The following is a 16788-nucleotide window of genomic DNA, read 5'->3' as shown; positions in this document are numbered from 1 at the left end:
CATCCTTTGGAATGCAGTCGAATGTGAGAGCGGGCTTGCTCGCGAAGGCGGCCTAAAGAGCACCCGATTATTGAGACTGGATAATGCTCAACCGCTCACCCACCACCATCTCGGTAATCCAGTCCACCAGGATTGAGGTGTACGCCTGCTGAGACACCGGGTCGCTGAGCGAGTGGTCGGCACCATCGATGATGCGATGAGTCAGGGAATGGGTCTGCTGGCACGCCGCGCGGTAACTCATGATGGTGGCGTGGGGCACGTGGGCATCGGTTTGCGACTCAACGATCAGCACATCACCGGTAAACGCAGAACAAGCGTGCAAGGCGCGATTGGTTTCGGCGTGGACCCGCGTGCTGCGGTAATCCATCAGGTCGGCCTTATCCAGATCACGCTTGGGTTTGAGCCATTCCTGGTCGCGGTACAGCGCCGGCACGCGCAGCGCCAGCCAGCGCACCGGGCGCAGTGAGGTGAGAATTGCCGCGAGGTAGCCGCCGTAACTGGTGCCCACCACCGCCACCGCCGAGGTGTCGATGGCCGGGTGGGACAGCAGTCGATCATAGGCCGCCAGCAGGTCGCGCAGGTTGTCTTCGCGGGTGACGCGAGACAGCGGAATGCCAGTGGCGGCATGGCCGCGCAGGTCGAAGGTGAGGCACACACAGCCCAAGCCGGCGATGCCTTTGGCTCGTTCAAGATCACGCTCTTGGCTACCGCCCCAGCCGTGCACAAACAACACGCCAGGTACTTTGGATTTGGGGCTCAGGAAGGTGCCGCTCATCTGTTCGTCGTCGATGTCGATCGCAATGCTTTCGCTTCTAGCCGTCATAAGATTTAACCGTCACGTACTTGAGAAGAAAGGCGCTGTTTTGCGCCGGGCCGCGATACACCTCAATGGCATCAGCCGGCAAGGGTTGGTCCGCGTAGGTTTCCACAGAGGACACACGGATAGCACGCAGGCCGGGGTTGTTGATAAAACTCTGCAACGCTGCGACTTCCGCGCTGCTGGCCCCGCCCATGCGCCAGGATTGTTCGAGCACGCCGCTGCGGCGTTGGCCGTCGCTGTCCAGGCCCTGAGCGATGTCGTAGTTGCGCCGCGATGCGTAGAAGCCGGGATAGGCTTCATCGGCGGCCGCGTCGAACACCTGTGCTTGTTCGATGGCTTCGCGAACGTCGTCGGGCAGTTCGAGTTGCAGCAGGGTTTCGTAGCCACCCGGCACCGCCAACAGGTCGGAGCCGCCGTAGACGTCTTCGCCCTGCCCGTCTTTCGTCAGGGATTGCTCGCCGCAGTAGCTGAACACGTGATCGCCGATGAAGCTTTGGCCGACGCTGTGGGTGATCACGTCCTGCAGGTCTTGCTCCAACACCACACCATCGCTGAAGAGCTTCGCGGCCTCAGGTCGAGCCAGCACGGCTTCGAACTCATCGAGACTGTGGATAACTTCCTGGCCTCGGCCGGCGCAGGCCTGCACGGGTTTCAGGCGAATGGGTCCGCTGTAGAGCAAGCGCGTGGCAGCGGGCCGGGCGTCTTCCAGCGCGAAGACGCTCAAACCATCCAGCACGACGTTTCGCACACGTTCGCAGAATAGCGCTGACCAACCTTCGGGCGCTTTGGCTTCAGGCCCGAGCAGACCATGGCTGATGGCTTTGGTGCAGATGAAATCGTGGTCGACGTAACCGCCCCACACATCCTCCGGCCCCTTGATATTGAGCGCACGCACCTGGGCTGCACCGACCAGGGTTTGCGTGGGCAGCAGGTAAAGTGATCGTCCCGTATGCAGAGCAGGGTCGTAGCTGCCACCGAATTTTAGCCCGAGAATCTGCGCCAGCCAGCGCGCCAGGGCGCGGTTGGTTTCGATCTCATGAAGAGGGGCGCCTTCACGTGTGGAGTGAGCGACCACCAGCTTCTTGCGTTGAGTCGGGGTCATGCGTCCCCCTTGGCCTTGCCGCCATGTGTGTGCAAGAGAGGTTGCAGGGATCAGGCCAAGGCGCTTTCGGGGCGGATGGTTGTGAAATCAAGCAGTTGCCGAAAAACCGATGGCAGTTGGCCTGCTCCATTCTGCACGACAGCGCGTCGGCGTCGCGGCGTTCTGCACGATTCAGACGCCAAAACGGTTGCGGTAATCGCTGGGCGCCAGGCCGGTGATCTTCTTGAAGGTGGCGCGGAAGGCGCTGGGGTCCTGATAGCCCGCGGTCCACGCGATGTGATCAATGGTGCCGTTGGTAAACTCGAGCATCTGCCGAGCCTTGCCCACGCGCAGATGCTGACAGTATTCGGTGGGTTTCAAACCGGTGGCGTTGCGAAAGCGCCGTAGGAATGTGCGCTCCTCCAAGCCGGCCTCCAGTGCCATCGCCGCCACGGAAACATCCACTGCACCGCTGGCCTGCAACCAGTGCTGAACCTTGAGAATGGCACCGTCACCGTGGCCAAGAATCGGCGCGAAGTTACTGCCGCACTGGCTGGCGCTGTCACTGTGCTCGATCACCAGGAAACGCGCGGTATCCGCCGCAATGCTGGGGCCCATCAAGCGATCGACCAGGCGCAGGCCGAGTTCGGACCAGGCCATTAAGCCAGCGGTGGTAATCAGGTCGCCGTCATCAACGATGGGTTTATCCGCTTCAAGGCGCACGGCCGGGTAACGCGCGGCGAAGGATTTGGCGGAAGACCAATGGGTGGTGGCGCTGCGCCCATCGAGCAATCCGCTGCGCGCGAGCATGATCGAACCCATGCAGACGCCGCCCAGTACGGTACCTGCCGCATGTTGCCGGCGAAGCCATTCCAGTAGCGCAGGCGGCGCTTGTTCTTCGGTGAACTCACCAATCGACGGGGGCACCAGTACGGCCATCATGGGTTGATCAGGGCCGGGGTGGCTATCGAATACGCGCACCGTTTCACCGGTAGCCTCCACCTGCCAATGGCTGATCCGCAAGAGCGGCAACTGTGCGCACTGGTGCTCGGCGGCGATGCGGTTGGCGACGCCGAACAGGTCAGTCAGGCCGTGCACGGCCGCCATCTGCGCCCCCTGGTAGATCAACACGCCCAGCTCAACCACGACCATTGTCAGTTTTCCCCCTGTTATTGTCGGTGCAGCCAATCCCAAGTGCAGGCGCCAGCTAAGATACTGGGCCCATCAACCCATCACGAGGCAACACACATGGCCAAGCAAGCGCTCATCCTAATCGATATCCAGAACGACTACTTCCCTCAAGGCAAGTGGCCACTCGACGGCGTCGAAGCCGCAGCGGACAAGGCCGTGCAGGTGTTGCAGGCGTTTCGCCAGGCGGGCGATGCGGTGATTCATGTGCGTCATGAGTTCACGTCTGAGGACGCGCCGTTCTTCACACCGGGCTCCGAGGGTGCGCATCTGCATACCAAAGTGCTGAACGAAGACAATGAGCCGGTGGTGCTTAAACATTTTGTGAATTCGTTTCGCGAGACCAACCTGCGCGCGCTGCTGGAACAACGCAGCATCACCGAACTGGTGGTGGTCGGCAGCATGAGCCATATGTGTATCGATGCGGTGGTGCGGGCGGCGGCGGACCTGGGCTACAAGGTCACGGTCATTCATGACGCGTGTGCGACCCGGGACCTGGAGTTCAATGGCCAGGTGATCCCGGCTGCGCAGGTGCATGGGGCGTATATGGCGTCGCTGGCATTCGGGTATGCGGGCGTGGTGTCGGCAAATGAGTATTTGAAGGCGCAAGCGGCGGCGGCATAACCGCCACGTGTCTTGGCGAAGTTAGCGGGTAGCGATAGTGAACAGACGCGGAAAAGGCAGCAGCACGGTGCCATCGGCCAGGGCTGGGTAAGCCTGGGTAATCCGCGCCTGGTACTCCTGCAGGAAGGCAGCCTTTTCGCGATCGGTCAACGGCGCCAGGAAGGGTCTTAGGGCCGAGGCCTTGAACCACTCCACCACCGCAGCGTGATCCGCCAGCGGGTGCTGATAGGTGGTGCGCCACACATCGACGGTGCTGCAATGGTTGCTCAGCAGCTCGTAGTAGTAGCTCGCGGCGTGGCGTTCATTGTGTTTGACCGCGCCGATCTTGGCAGACCACGGGCCATCAGCGGCAACTTCACGGGCAAGTCGGTGGGCAGGCTCATCGAGGTTGTCCGGCGTTTGCACCGCCAGCGTGCCAGCGGGTGTCAGTTGGTGGACCAAGTGCGGGTAAAGCGTGGCGTGGTCAGGCAGCCATTGCAGCGAAGCGTTGGCCAGGATCACATCGAAAGTCTGCGCGGGGTTCCAGGCGCCGATGTCCGCCAGTTCGAAGTTCTGCGCCGGTAGCCGTTGGCGTGCATCGACCAGCATGTCGTCGGAGCTGTCCATGCCGGTAACGTGCGCATGCGGGAAGCGCTCGGCCAGCACCTCGGTAGAGTTGCCGGGGCCGCAGCCCAGGTCGACAGCCGTGCGCACCTCGGTATTCGGAATGGCCGCGACCAGGTCGCGGACGGGACGAGTGCGTTGTTGTTCAAACATCGTGTATTGCTTGGCTGACCAGGTCATCGCGGCTTCCTTCTGTTTGAGGCTGGCCACAGCCTAAATCTTGTGAGCCATGAGAACAAATGCCAAGATTGGCACTCTCCCATACCTGAAAAGTATCCATATGCTGGAGCTTCGCCAACTCAAGGCCTTCGTTGCCATCGCCGAAGAAGGTTATATCACCCGCGCTGCCGAACGCTTGGGCATGCAGCAGCCGCCGTTGACACGGATGCTGCAAAGCCTCGAAGCCGAGTTGGGCGTGATGCTGATGGAGCGTTTGCCCCGAGGCGTGCGACCCACTACCGCTGGGCTCGCTTTACTGGACGAAGCCCGTGAACTACTCGCGCAGGCTGAAGGCATTGCCGATGTAGTGCGCCGTGCCGCACGGGGCGAGCGCGGACGGCTGGCAATCGGGTTCACCAGCTCGGCTGCACTGCATCCCTTTGTGCCGAGTGTGTTGCGGTTGTTTCGCGAAACCTATGTCGGCGTCACGGTGGTGTTGGAAGAAGCTGGCACCGGCGAACTGCTGGACGCGTTGGGGCACGAGAAACTGGACGCGGCGTTTATCCGCTCGCCCCTCAGCGGGACTCAATCGCTGCAGGACGACCCCATCCTGGTGGAGCCGATGCTGCTGGCGCTGCCCACTGATCATCCGCTGGCACTCGATGCGGGCTCTCCCCTGCCCTTGAAGGCATTGGCGAGCGAGTCCTTCGTGCTCTATCGCCGCCGCGTTGGGTTGGGTTTGTATGACGCGATTCTGGTGGCGTGCCGCGAAGCGGGGTTCAGCCCGCAGGTGGTGCAGGAAGCCCCGCGCATGACCGCGACACTCAGCCTGGTAGCGGCGGGACTTGGGGTGTCCATCGTGCCAGCGTCGATGCAGCGGTTGCGCGGGGACGGCATCGTGTACCGGGAACTGACGGAGTGTCAGAGCCTGGTGGCGCCACTGCATTTGGCGACGCGGATTGATGACGGATCTGCAGTGTTACGCCGGTTCAAAGAGATGGTGGTGACGGCGGCCGAGGCGGACGCCTGATCACCGATTAGGCGCTGCGTTATTTCATCCGTGTCAACGTGCTCATGTAGGGGTCGCCATTGAGGATGAAGTCCTCACGCAGGCTGCCGTCGGGCATCGGTTCAAGGCTGGTCGGGGTTTGTAGCCTGTGCTTGGGGGAGCGAAAGGAGGCTTCACTGTCCGAATAGGTGTAACGCTGAAAGTGCAGCACATCGCCCACCCAATGGACGTTGTTGTAGAGGTAATGCCAGTTCTTGTCACTGGGCGTACTGAGATAAAAGCCGCCGCTGGCATCGCGCGCGATGGTGACCATCATTACGTTGTCGGAGCCCCAGGTACCGACATAGCGGTCCATGCCCGGATGTTTGGGAATGGTTGGAGCGGCCACAAAATCGCTGGCCTTATAGGGTGCAATTCGGGCCTGTTCAGCCTTGAGATCGGGGTAGCGTTCACATACGGAGTCGACCTTGTCGACTTTTTCAAAATCGTATCTGATCGTCATTCCGCCGGTCCGGCTGGTGAACTGCATGAACTCAGGAGAGAAGGTCAGCACCTTCAGTTCGAGGGTTTTGGACGGCAATATCATGTTGATCACCTGCCCATCCTCGACCACGGAATAGCCCATTACATCAGGCGGCTTCTGGCTGGACGTCACGCAATCGAACGCGTGCAGCACCAGTTGGCCGTCTGCCCTGAAGTCAGCCACGGTCGTTTGACCTTCGTTCAGCGCTTGCATGGCCCAGAGGCCTACGATCTGGCTTTTGTCGTCAGCGAGGGAGACTTCGGGCTTCGGGTTTCCCTGGAGGGCAGTGCAGCCGGTGAGTAGAACGGTGCTCAATGCCCATGAGAGACGTTTTTTATACACGGTGTTCGTCCATGAGTATGTGGGGTGCGTGCTCTTGCGGGTATTAACAAAAAGCCCCTGGCGCAGGGCTCAGGGGCTTTCGGGAACACTCTACAACTTTGGCTATATCCTAGAATGGTTATTAACACCGGAAAGCTGGCTGCGTGAGCGAGTGAGTGAGTGAACATCCCGCAGGCATTGAGCATATGAGGGTATGAAGCCTCAAACCCCCATTCAGAACGTACAGAATTTCGTAAGATTTTCACTCAGGAACACCAGATAGGAATCCCAAACTTTACAAAAACTCGGCGCTCTCCAAGATCTGTCACCCTAGCGCGGCTCATCCAAAAAACCGACGAACGGTATAGACACCGTCCGCCTCCAGCCTAGGTCGTCTGTGCGCCAAGTTCCGCTGCCAGGAGTGCACGCAGCCCCACCTGGCGAGAGAACGCTTTAGGCGGCAGCACGATAGCTTCTTCAACAGCACTCAAGTCACCCACGAAGATCACCTGGGTTTGGGCACGAGTTGCTGCTGTATAGATGAAGGTGCGGTCTAGGATGCGGGACTGACGAACCGGGATGATCACACGCCGGAACTGTGAGCCCTGTGCTTTATGAACCGTGATCGAGTACGCAAGCTCCAGTGAGTCAACGTCGGTATCCAGAATGTAATGCCTCACCCCGTCAAACGTCGCCATCCCCAGCGCAGTGCAGATACGCGACTTCTCTTCATCGCCGAGATCGACAGAGCGAGGAGCGGCGAAGAGCTCATCCAACGTACCCAGTGACCCGTTTTGCAGGTTGCGAGACCAGTCGTTCGAGGTGTACATCACAAGATCCCCGACGCATAAGCCAGTCGCTTCGATCTCTCCAGACTCCGGATTTTCAGCCATGAGCTGCTTGCTGTGATCAGCGTATCGCTGGTGACAAGTGCGGTTCAGTGCCGTCACTCCGGCAAAATCGCACGATTTGGTTGCCGAAAGGATCTGTGTGTTCTCTCGATCGTGTTCATAGAGCCTGAGCACAGTCGGAAGAATTTCGTCATCAGCGCACCGCAAAAACACGACGTCATCACTCTCGTCGGAGCTGAACCTGGGAACCTGGCCGTCTCGAATCTGCAGCGCAGCTTTTGGAATCGCAGAATCCTTCGCCTGGCGCTTCACCTCGACTAGCTCCGTGGTGGGTACACCAGCCAGCTCGCAGAGCACGTGTAGGATGAGGCCAGAGCCGATGGGTGGAAGCTGGTACGGATCGCCGACGAGGATCACTTGGCACTCAGCAGGCAGCTTCTGAACAAGCCGGTAGAACGTCACTAGATCAAGCATCGACGCCTCATCAATCACGATGACCGGTGCTGGGCCCATGTCCTTGTCGCTGACCTTTCGAAGGAAACCCGCAATGGTTCTGGCCTCTTCGCCCGTTGCCTCGATCATTCGGGCTGTAGCCCTGCCTGAGAGAGCCATCTGGAAGCGAGGGCGGCCAGTCGTATCAAGCGCCTTATAGAGAGCTTTCAAAACTGTGGTTTTGCCGACTCCGGCCCCGCCCGTGATGACGCTGAACCGATTCGAGAATGATGTGGCAACCGCGTTGCGCTGAGCGTGGTTTAAGCCAAACGAAGGTAGGGCGAGATGAGCTCGCTCGGCCTCTTCGAAGCGACTAATGACGTCGCCCACATCCACTGGAAACAGTTGTGGCTGCAGTGACGGAGTGATGATCAAATCTCGAACGAATTGAGCACAGCGGCGCTCCATCAGCCAGGAGCCGGGGGCAAACAGCATGAGACCAAGCTCACCCAGCTCCTTGCAGACAAACTGACCGACTGCCGCTCCGGATAGCAGGGCTTTGGACATCGCAGCTGTCGGTGCTGAGTGAGGCTTGATTAGCGATGACACCGTGGCATGCAGATCAGCGAGCGAGCTACAGGTGTGGCCCTTTTCCGATGCTCTGTAGAGAGATTCTTCCAGGGCCGCTGTAAGCCGGCGCGGGTCGTCCAGAGGGATGCCGAAACTTTCCCGAGCGAGCTTATCCACATCTGTCCAAGCACCTGCAAAGCTCAGCAATCGGTAGGGGTCATTCGTCAGCGCAGCGATGAGATTTTTCTGGTGAAACCGGATGGCTTTGCGAGCGATGTCCAGCGGAATGCGCTTGTCCTGCACGAACCTAAGAGTTTTGGCATCCCCATCCATCAGCCACCGGTTGAACAGCCGCTCCCGAACCTCTTCCGTCGGAATGATTGACTCGATGGCCGAATGATCAGTGTTGTCCAGAGCATCATATAGCCGCTCACCGAGAGCATCCCACAGGCGAGTGGCTTTGACTTCTCCCACACCCTTCACGTTATCGCCTAGCCATTGAATAACCTGCGAACCACTAGGTCGGACAAGGCGAATGTCCTGGACGTCCACGGTCATCTCGTTGATTGCGAACGAGCCATGCGCACGCAGGACTGTGGTGACCTCTCCGTAGACTTCGAAGATCGCCCCCACAGCGATATCCGACAGCCTTGCAATGGATTCCGCTACTCGGAGAACAACTGGACTCGATCTGTCATTGATGCCGCGCACCACATCCATGCGATGGCCGAAGGCAATGCATCCTTTCCGATTTGCCGAGCGGATGCTCGTGACCCGGACGCTCAGGTTGATCAATGCGGGAGCGACGGCATTCATCGAGGCATCCTTCCCGTTTCTTCCAGAAACTCGTTGATCAGGGCGTGGCGATCAAGCATCTGCTTAGCAGCCTGAAGCTCAGCACGTAGAGCGGCATTCTCTTGCTCAAGAGAGTTCAGCCGCTGTCCGTCCCGTTGTCTTTGCTTGGCGCTTGGATCTCTCAGGGCAGGCTCTGCTTTCTGGCCAGCAGGCAAAGAGACGACCAAGGGGGGTAGCACGCCAGCCGCCCTAAGCTCCGTTTCAAGGTTATCCAGGGCCATGCGGATAGCAGGGTTCTGTGTGAGAGCGCTTTTACCAAACCCACATTCAGTAGCAATCTCCGAGCGCTTAAGCTTGCCGCGATGCACGTACTCGCGGAAGTCTCTGTCTGACTTGCCCGCTGCCCAAGCCAGGAACGCGGCATGGTTTTCTTCGGCGATCTGCTGTCCGTTCGCCATCATTGCCTTCCTTCTGAGGAATCACGATCAGCGAATGGCAATGGTGCATCCAGCTTTTCTGCCGACACGTTGAACTTGTGAGCGTTGTACTGCCAGCGCACGAATCGCTCCAGGAGCAAATCATTCTCGCGTTGCAGTCGACTGTTCTCCGCTTCCAAGCGACGAATTCTCTGCTCGGCGATGCTCAGGCTCGCGGGTCGCTTAGTGGAGACGAATCCGGATTTCAGCCTCGCCTTTTGATGCCCGTACGCGTCCTTGATGCGCTGATGTGCATAGAGAGTCTGACGAGTGGGCCGCGTACCAATCAACGGTTTGATGGCATCGCAGAGAGCTTCCCAGTTCAGCTTCCCATCCCAGCCATCAATCAAAGTGACGATTACATCCAAGTCTTTTGCTGCTAGATGCTTGGCCATCAGAAAGCTCCCAGCAGATCACGGAGTTCTTCAACATCCAGCTCGTCATCAGCGTTCTCTGCTGCGATCTGCTTTGCCGGCGATGCCAGCGCTACGTCCGTAGACTGGGCAGCCAGAGCGCGCTTCAGTGGGCTGAATTCCTGGTCATTACTCAGGCGGACGACCGTACCTTCTGGGATATCAGGGTTTTCCATGATTTCGATCAGCTGGTCTGCGCGAGCGAGTGTTTTTCTCTGGTGCTGACTCCATCGATCGGCTCCGTAAACCCCAGCATCATTTGCGGACTCAGCCTTGGCCAATTGGTCTTTGATAAGTGCTTGGCGAGCCTTGAGGCTATCCAGTTTCGGTTGCCAACCCTTGAGGCAAACCTGCTCCGTGCAATTCAAGCAATCGCGATTCTTCTGGCACGGAAGCATCGAATAATCGTGAACACAGAATCCAAATTCGGTGATGTGAGCGATGCCCTGCCCCACGGAGTCAAGATCGGCAAGCGTCACCGGAGAGTGCGTGCGCACCTTCGCTAGGGCGGTGCCCACTCCGACCTCACGGGCCTGTTCCACATAGTCATCTTCACTCATGTGGTTGTACACCGGGTTCTGGTGGATGTTGGCTCGCCCAGACCACTTGGCGATGTCCAACTGGCTCATATCCCCGAGGTTTGCGGCAGTGTTGAGGTAGTGACGAATTTGATGAGACGTCATGTTCATCGGGCTGCCGTCTGGGTTCATGTACCCGTTCCTGATCCAGATGCTTCTCTCTTGGCCTGCGATAAAATTGATGTCAGTGGTAAACGTGGATTTACCAGGCGTCCACACCAGGATCGGCCTCGGTGGAAAATCGGCACGCAATTCGTTTTGACGGAAGCAGCACAGCGCATCGGAGTACTTGATATGCCGCTCTTTGTTCTTCCATGGCCACCCCTTCGGTAAGCGGCTGTGGACGAACTCATTGATGAAGGAAAGTGTCACGCTGCCACCACGATCTACCAAGGCCTGGTACGGTTCATAGCCTTTGAAAGCCTGGGCGACCATAGCTCTAGGTCGCTCCCCAGGAGTGATGCCCAATGCTTCGCATGCCTGAACATTGGTCAACGGCTGATGCTCACCGACATTTGGACAATTTGCATGACGGTAGAATTTGTCGGGATGATTCTCCAGCCATTTTGCTAATGCGCGCCCTGGCGCGGACAGCTCGGACAAGCGCCTAACCGCTTCTACTGCGATGTCACGGAATGAGGTGGAGACATACTTAATATCGGATCCATACCCCTTGCCTCCGAAGAAACGCAAGCCCAGGCGTAACACACCTTTGTTGTCAGTCTCTTCATGAATGCAGTTGACAGGCAGATCCTGAACCTCAGTTATTCGGGCTGGGGCGCACATGCATAAAGCAAACATCGAGGTCGTAAATCTGTCCCGAGCGTCCAGCAAGTCATTCGAAAACATTTCTGCCATGGCATCAAGAAGATGAGGTTCCGGCATCTTATCTGCCCGCTGCTGTTTAGCCTCCTCATCAGTGCGATGGATTTCCTTACCCTTCTTCGCTGGGTTCTTCCAAGAAATGCTCTCGACAATAATCCCGCTTTCGTTGAGGAATTCGAGAAGTATTACCAAGGCCAACCCTGCTTGATAGGCCGTCTTATCATAGGTTTGCGCAATGCGCCCAGCCTCATCCATAACACTCAAATCAGTTAAGGTGATGTCTGCACAGCCCTTGATATTCAACAGACCTTGCTCGATGCATCGCAAAGCCTTGAATTCATTCCTCAGCTTAGTGGGGTTATGGCCCTGCTGGTATCGGACATAGGCTTTGGCGAAAGACATGATGTCCGGATGAAGTAGCTGATCCGAACTATACCCACGTGACGGAACATCTTTCTTTGTAAAGTTACCCACTCCGGGCCAGGAGCTATTGTACCAATCCAGATCAGCACCAAAAACAGTCAACCTATCCCGGCACATAATTACAAAGTCGGAAAGATTCTGTTTCGCGGTGAGATTGGCTTTAGGCGTAAAAAGCAATACGTTAGACATTTTTCACCTTGATCCGCATTTCGTTGCAGCGAGTCACAACATCGCTTACAGCCAGTATCAAACGGTCATTCACCGCAGCGATTTTGAGGTCGCCCGTTTCGGCGTAGACGCGATCACGATCGCTGATCAGGCCATCGAGAACAGCCTCGTGTGGGCCATCGAGCCATGGCTGGAAATGGGAACAGGTGTAACAAGCAATCGGAGCGAGAGCGCCGCAGAAACCGTAGCTACCGCAGCTCCCAACATTGCCACGTGGGCTATACACTCGACTGTCAGGGTCTTTGCCCCGCTTGGCTGAAGCTTCACTAGCGACCACTACTCCCTGGAAAGCCTGTGCGAGCGGCGCGAGCTGCAAAGCCACGGCCTTATCAATTCGCTCAACGATGTCCGGGATGTTCTTTACATAGACCCCCGTGTTCTGGGTATCCGAGTGATCGAGTGCTTCCGCGATCAAATACTCACCCTTACCCTCACGTGCCAAGTTGGTGCCAAGGGTGTATCGGAAACGGTAGGGATGCAGATGCAGAGCCTCGCCCGTACGTTCGCTGATTACGGTATTTTTCGCAGTGAACAGTTGAAGGCTCTCATAGACCTCACCAGTTCGAGCGTGCAGGAAGTCACCTGCCAGTTGATCATGCAAGGAAAGCTCAGGGTCATAAGCGTTGAGAACGGGGAACAGTGGCAGCTCTTTGATAATATGGGCTGGTAACTCGGCACCTAACAAACCTTGAAAATCAGCGATTACCGTTTCAGCCTTACGCTGAAGCAGAAGCCAAAGATCCTCAATAACCCGAAGCTTTCGAAACGACTTCCGCCAGCCAGAGTTTTTTTGCTTCACACGAGGAAATGCGATCCAATAGCACCCATTCTCCAGCACCAAATCTTTGATCTTTAGCGCGGAAATTTGAGAAGATCTCCGCCCAGTCATTGATAGGATCATGACATAACAAGCATCGCGCAAACTAACCGAGTCATTTGCATACCCTTCCAAAAGCTTCGAAATCAGTGCGTCCATCTCGATATCAGTTAAAGGCCCGCTTTCAGGGCACATAGATTGGACTGCATAGCCCTTTCTATTTCCCTTGATTTTCCACTTCTTGAGAAGTCTCAGGGTGTCATCTGGAATTCCAGGGTAGCCCAAGGATGACCATTTATTCAGCATTGAGCGGAGAGAACTGAGCATCCAGTCATCTTCGCCGAGCTGAGCGCGGTATGAGATAAATGACTCCATGCTCAATGGACTGTGCCCACGAGTAGCTTCCAAGTAATGCTTCATTCTGTAATACATCGCCGATGTATGCTTTGGCGAGTACGACTTCGCGTAATGAGCTAAAACATTTCTGAATGAATCCATCAGTTCAAAACCAAAATACTCAGGAAGGGTATCTAGTCGAAAGCCATCATCCTTGCTTAGCCTCCAATGATTTGAACCCGGATCGAACTCATAGCCCATCGACGAGAAAAGCACAGCACCTGAGAGTTTTTCGCTTGCTGAAGATACAGCCAAAATTGGCATGGACATCATTTTACTCTCTCAAGGATACGTGTTTGGATTGCAGTCATGGCGACCCCCGCAGCTTCTTTGATATGTCGCTGATTGTAAGTTGCCGCCGTTTTTGACGTGGGACTCCAACCCATTAGATTGGTGCGGATTTTAATCTCTCGCTCAGGAGACACTCCCTGAGCATCCATACTCTGGGAGAAAATGTAGTTCCAGTGGTGACGCAACGCATGAGGATGGACACCTTCGATACCACCCGCACATTTCGACAACGTGCCAAAGAACTTACCAAACGCTGAATAAGAGAGAGGCAGGCCCCGCGTTTGACAAATCTTATGGGTGACAAACAGATACCCATGTCGTTGAGCACCAGGGATCTTACTGCGAATATCTTTGACATAATCAAAGATCTTCTCCATGACACTTGCATGCAACGGGAATGTACGTTGACGGGTTTTCGCTACAGGCTGAAAAACCCTCACGTCTCCTCGCGAATCTGGGCGGCGAACGATCTTCATGGTGTTCTTGGCGAAGTTGAAGTCTTCAATCTTGAGATTGAGGAGCTCCCCCCGCCGAATACCTGTGAGCCGCAGAATCATGAACATCAGCCCGTTTCGCACCTGGAGACCGAAATCGTCGACAGGATTATCGGGAGATCCTGGTCGGAGCACCTCTTCCAAGGAATCGAGTAATGCTTCTTCTAGGTGCTTGTCCTCGCGGTCAGTCGCTCCCTTGTCTTTGACTTTGGGCCTATTGGCCTTGATCTGACTGGTCATGGAAGCGATGGCCTTGAGCTTCGTCGCTCCGGCAGGATGCAGACGCTCAGCCAAGAATTCCAAATACTGCGCAGCGATGGTCATGCGGTTGTATTGCGACTCCGTCGAGACAGCCTTAGGCGTTGCACGAAGGGGCGATACCTTTGATTTGTCGTCGTGATCGACCCCGAGAGGGACTTGCATGAAGTCCCTTAGCGCGTGGATTTCATGTGCTTCAAGCAGCTCGCTTCGCTTAAAGCGCGACTCTATGTCCAGGGCAAAGTAACGCTCCCAGGCCAGGACGACTTTGAGAGCGGTGAAGGCCTGGGCAATCGTGTTGAAAGCCAGCGATGCGTTCCGCAGCTTCGCGGTTACGAAGAGGTTGGGGTAGAAGAGCGGCATGCCCGAATGGTCAACGAGTACTGCAAACCTCTCCCCTGAGTCCGCTATGAATCTCCGCACCGACAGCTGCATACACACCTCGAATTCTTAACCTTAATTCAAGGTATGAAGGTAGCTAAAAACGGTCAAGAATTTTTTTACACCCCCAAAACGAGAAAACCCCCGCAGCGCGGGGGTTCTCAAGAGAAACTTTACAAAAAAGTCTCTACGGCTGGCTAGAACGGAATATCGTCATCAAAGCTGTCGAAATCCGGAGCCGGTTGCGGAGCAGCCTGCTGTGGAGGCGGCGCCTGGCGCGACTGTTGCGGTGCCGACTGCTGCGGACGCGGAGCCTGCTGGCGTGGGGCCGGGGCGGACTGCTGGTAGTTATTGCCCCCGCCTTGTTGGTCGCCCTGCTGTGGACGGCCGCCCAGCAGTTGCATGGTGCCTTGCATGTCGACCACGATTTCAGTGGTGTAACGCTTGATGCCGTCTTTTTCCCACTCACGGGTTTGCAGCTTGCCTTCGATGTAGACCTGCGAACCTTTGCGCAGGTACTCACCGGCGATTTCAGCCACTTTGCCAAACATCGACACACGGTGCCACTCGGTTTTCTCGACCTTCTGGCCGGTCTGCTTGTCGGTCCACTGCTCGCTGGTCGCCAGACTCAGGTTGGTCACGGCGTTACCGTTAGGCAAGTAGCGAACTTCGGGATCCTGGCCGCATGTACCGACCAATATGACTTTGTTAACCCCACGGGCCATAACGTTCTCCTAGGCTGGGCGCGCTGTCGGCACTGGGTTGACCAGTTGCTCAAGCGTCGCGCGATCCAATAATTCGGTGTCCAATTTGATGTAAATGGCCGCTTCTTCAGCGACCACGACTGCATCTGTTACTCCAACAACGGCCTTAAGGCGCTCTACCAGGCCAGCGTCACGAATGGCTTCGGGCGACAACGGCAGGCGCAGGCTTGTGACGTATGGAGGTTCGCGCATGGTAACAGCAAAGGCCAGCCAAAGTGCAGCCAGCCCTGCGCATCCAAGGAACACAACCGACAAACCGCCATGCTGGAACATCCAGCCACCCATGATGCCGCCCAGTGCAGAACCCAGGAACTGGCTGGTGGAATACACCCCCATGGCCGTCCCTTTGCCACCGGCCGGTGAAACCTTACTGATCAGCGAAGGCAATGAAGCCTCCAGCAGGTTGAACGCGGTGAAAAATACCACCGTGCCGATTACCAGCGCCCGCAGGCTGTCGCCGAACTGCCAGAAGAATAGCTCAGTGAGCATCAACGTCGCGACGGCGCCCAAGAGAACTCGTTTCATTTTGCGTTTCTTCTCGCCATAGATGATGAACGGGATCATGGCGAAGAACGAAATCAACAGCGCGGTGAGGTAGACCCACCAGTGCTGTTCCTTGGGTAGCCCGGCTTTTTCCACCAGCGCCAGGGGCAAGGCGACGAAGCTGCACATGAGCATGGCGTGTAATACGAAGATACCTAAATCCAGGCGCAGCAGGTCGGGATGCTTGAGCGTCGGCAATAACGCCTTGCGCGCGACGCCCGACTCGCGGTGCTGCAACGTACCGGTGGAGCGCGGCACCATAAAGGCAACGATCACGATACCGAACAGCGCCATGCCGCCGGTGACCAGAAACAGCCCGTGCAAGCCGAACGCGCGTGTCAGCAGGGGGCCGACGACCATGGCCACGGCAAACGACAGTCCGATGGTCATGCCGATCATGGCCATGGCCTTGGTGCGGTGTTGTTCACGGGTCAGGTCTGATAGCAGCGCCATGACCGCGGCGGAAATCGCACCGGCCCCTTGCAGGATGCGTCCGGCAATCACGCCCCATATCGAATCCGATTGCGCCGCGAGCACACTGCCGAGAGCGAACACGATCAGACCCAGATAGATCACCGGACGGCGGCCGATGCGGTCAGAAATGATCCCGAATGGAATCTGAAAAATCGCCTGGGTCAGGCCATAGGCGCCAATGGCGAGGCCGATCAATGCCGGGGTCGCGCCTGGGAGGTCCATCCCATAGGTCGCCAGCACCGGCAACACCATAAACATGCCCAGCATACGGAAGGCGAACACCAGGGCAAGACCGCTTGCCGCTCGGGTCTCGCCGCTACTCATGCGTTCGCTGTGGGGATCGTGCATGGAAAAACCTCGTGTGAACCGGCGGCGATTCTACCAGTCCCATCGATTGAGAGGGTATATGCGGCGCTTTGCCGCGCAGCTTTCATCTAAGGCTGCAAGCGGC

The 16788-nt window shown here is 57.1% G+C and carries 15 protein-coding genes; 2 read left to right on the top strand and 13 right to left on the bottom strand.

Annotated elements, in window-relative coordinates; genetic code table 11:
• Nucleotides 1-67 precede the first annotated feature (67 nt).
• The 3 genes from AACY52_RS07930 to AACY52_RS07920 form a co-directional block, all read right to left on the bottom strand.
• On the bottom strand, nucleotides 68-823 hold the full coding sequence (locus tag AACY52_RS07930; RefSeq protein ID WP_339417011.1) for an alpha/beta fold hydrolase: 756 nt from the start codon (nucleotides 821-823) through the stop codon (nucleotides 68-70).
• Nucleotides 813-1922 (bottom strand): DUF3182 family protein, encoded by a 1110-nt coding sequence (locus AACY52_RS07925; RefSeq protein WP_339417013.1) that lies wholly within the window; start codon nucleotides 1920-1922, stop codon nucleotides 813-815. Before AACY52_RS07925 ends, AACY52_RS07930 begins: the two co-directional genes overlap by 11 nt.
• 171 nt (nucleotides 1923-2093) lie before the next feature.
• Nucleotides 2094-3053, bottom strand: a complete 960-nt coding sequence (locus AACY52_RS07920) for a GlxA family transcriptional regulator (RefSeq protein WP_339560401.1) — start codon at nucleotides 3051-3053, stop codon at nucleotides 2094-2096.
• Nucleotides 3054-3149: 96 nt separating this feature from the next.
• Here AACY52_RS07920 and AACY52_RS07915 point away from each other — a divergent pair, with 96 nt between their 5' ends.
• The gene (locus AACY52_RS07915) at nucleotides 3150-3713 is read left to right on the top strand and encodes a cysteine hydrolase family protein (RefSeq protein WP_339417016.1); all 564 of its coding nucleotides are present in this window, start codon (nucleotides 3150-3152) and stop codon (nucleotides 3711-3713) included.
• 21 nt (nucleotides 3714-3734) lie between these two features.
• On the opposite strand, the gene tam is transcribed toward AACY52_RS07915, so the two are convergent.
• A complete protein-coding gene (gene tam / locus AACY52_RS07910; protein ID WP_339437003.1) occupies nucleotides 3735-4496 on the bottom strand; it encodes a trans-aconitate 2-methyltransferase in 762 nt (253 codons plus the stop codon).
• Between the two features lie 100 nt (nucleotides 4497-4596).
• Between tam and AACY52_RS07905 the strand changes: the two genes are divergently transcribed.
• On the top strand, nucleotides 4597-5505 hold the full coding sequence (locus AACY52_RS07905; protein WP_339417019.1) for a LysR family transcriptional regulator: 909 nt from the start codon (nucleotides 4597-4599) through the stop codon (nucleotides 5503-5505).
• Nucleotides 5506-5524: 19 nt separating this feature from the next.
• On the opposite strand, the gene AACY52_RS07900 is transcribed toward AACY52_RS07905, so the two are convergent.
• The 9 genes from AACY52_RS07900 to AACY52_RS07860 form a co-directional block, all read right to left on the bottom strand.
• Nucleotides 5525-6220, bottom strand: coding sequence for a hypothetical protein (locus tag AACY52_RS07900; RefSeq protein ID WP_339560400.1), 696 nt, complete (start codon nucleotides 6218-6220; stop codon nucleotides 5525-5527).
• Nucleotides 6221-6714: 494 nt separating this feature from the next.
• Nucleotides 6715-8997, bottom strand: coding sequence for an AAA family ATPase (locus AACY52_RS07895; protein ID WP_339560399.1), 2283 nt, complete (start codon nucleotides 8995-8997; stop codon nucleotides 6715-6717).
• Nucleotides 8994-9434: a VPA1267 family protein gene (locus AACY52_RS07890; RefSeq protein ID WP_339560398.1), complete on the bottom strand. Its 441-nt coding sequence runs from the start codon at nucleotides 9432-9434 to the stop codon at nucleotides 8994-8996. Before AACY52_RS07890 ends, AACY52_RS07895 begins: the two co-directional genes overlap by 4 nt.
• Entirely contained in the window at nucleotides 9434-9847 is a 414-nt protein-coding gene (locus AACY52_RS07885; protein ID WP_339560397.1) for a hypothetical protein, read from the bottom strand. Before AACY52_RS07885 ends, AACY52_RS07890 begins: the two co-directional genes overlap by 1 nt.
• Nucleotides 9847-11880, bottom strand: a complete 2034-nt coding sequence (locus tag AACY52_RS07880) for an integrase (protein ID WP_339560396.1) — start codon at nucleotides 11878-11880, stop codon at nucleotides 9847-9849. Before AACY52_RS07880 ends, AACY52_RS07885 begins: the two co-directional genes overlap by 1 nt.
• Nucleotides 11873-13396, bottom strand: coding sequence for a site-specific integrase (locus AACY52_RS07875; protein WP_370468015.1), 1524 nt, complete (start codon nucleotides 13394-13396; stop codon nucleotides 11873-11875). Before AACY52_RS07875 ends, AACY52_RS07880 begins: the two co-directional genes overlap by 8 nt.
• Before the next feature lie 5 nt (nucleotides 13397-13401).
• Nucleotides 13402-14538: a site-specific integrase gene (locus tag AACY52_RS07870; protein WP_339560394.1), complete on the bottom strand. Its 1137-nt coding sequence runs from the start codon at nucleotides 14536-14538 to the stop codon at nucleotides 13402-13404.
• Between the two features lie 215 nt (nucleotides 14539-14753).
• Entirely contained in the window at nucleotides 14754-15281 is a 528-nt protein-coding gene (locus AACY52_RS07865; RefSeq protein WP_010467282.1) for a single-stranded DNA-binding protein, read from the bottom strand.
• Nucleotides 15282-15290: 9 nt separating this feature from the next.
• A complete protein-coding gene (locus AACY52_RS07860) occupies nucleotides 15291-16685 on the bottom strand; it encodes an MFS transporter (protein ID WP_339428436.1) in 1395 nt (464 codons plus the stop codon).
• Between the last annotated feature and the right edge of the window lie 103 nt (nucleotides 16686-16788).

The organism is Pseudomonas sp. EA_65y_Pfl1_P113, assembly GCF_963970525.1.
GTDB classification, from domain to species: domain Bacteria; phylum Pseudomonadota; class Gammaproteobacteria; order Pseudomonadales; family Pseudomonadaceae; genus Aquipseudomonas; species Aquipseudomonas tritici.
This window is presented reverse-complemented; position numbering and strand designations above follow the sequence as displayed.

Excerpts from the sequence above, each read along its gene's own strand:
- AACY52_RS07890 (WP_339560398.1), bottom strand. The coding sequence starts at position 9,434 with ATGGCGAACGGACAGCAGATCGCCGAAGAAAACCATGCCGCGTTCCTG.
- AACY52_RS07895 (WP_339560399.1), bottom strand. The coding sequence starts at position 8,997 with ATGAATGCCGTCGCTCCCGCATTGATCAACCTGAGCGTCCGGGTCACG.
- AACY52_RS07920 (WP_339560401.1), bottom strand. The coding sequence starts at position 3,053 with ATGGTCGTGGTTGAGCTGGGCGTGTTGATCTACCAGGGGGCGCAGATG.
- AACY52_RS07905 (WP_339417019.1), top strand. The coding sequence starts at position 4,597 with ATGCTGGAGCTTCGCCAACTCAAGGCCTTCGTTGCCATCGCCGAAGAA.
- AACY52_RS07865 (WP_010467282.1), bottom strand. The coding sequence starts at position 15,281 with ATGGCCCGTGGGGTTAACAAAGTCATATTGGTCGGTACATGCGGCCAG.
- AACY52_RS07900 (WP_339560400.1), bottom strand. The coding sequence starts at position 6,220 with ATGCAAGCGCTGAACGAAGGTCAAACGACCGTGGCTGACTTCAGGGCA.
- AACY52_RS07885 (WP_339560397.1), bottom strand. The coding sequence starts at position 9,847 with ATGGCCAAGCATCTAGCAGCAAAAGACTTGGATGTAATCGTCACTTTG.
- tam (WP_339437003.1), bottom strand. The coding sequence starts at position 4,496 with ATGACCTGGTCAGCCAAGCAATACACGATGTTTGAACAACAACGCACT.
- AACY52_RS07930 (WP_339417011.1), bottom strand. The coding sequence starts at position 823 with ATGACGGCTAGAAGCGAAAGCATTGCGATCGACATCGACGACGAACAG.
- AACY52_RS07915 (WP_339417016.1), top strand. The coding sequence starts at position 3,150 with ATGGCCAAGCAAGCGCTCATCCTAATCGATATCCAGAACGACTACTTC.
- AACY52_RS07860 (WP_339428436.1), bottom strand. The coding sequence starts at position 16,685 with ATGCACGATCCCCACAGCGAACGCATGAGTAGCGGCGAGACCCGAGCG.
- AACY52_RS07875 (WP_370468015.1), bottom strand. The coding sequence starts at position 13,396 with ATGCCAATTTTGGCTGTATCTTCAGCAAGCGAAAAACTCTCAGGTGCT.
- AACY52_RS07880 (WP_339560396.1), bottom strand. The coding sequence starts at position 11,880 with ATGTCTAACGTATTGCTTTTTACGCCTAAAGCCAATCTCACCGCGAAA.
- AACY52_RS07925 (WP_339417013.1), bottom strand. The coding sequence starts at position 1,922 with ATGACCCCGACTCAACGCAAGAAGCTGGTGGTCGCTCACTCCACACGT.
- AACY52_RS07870 (WP_339560394.1), bottom strand. The coding sequence starts at position 14,538 with ATGCCGCTCTTCTACCCCAACCTCTTCGTAACCGCGAAGCTGCGGAAC.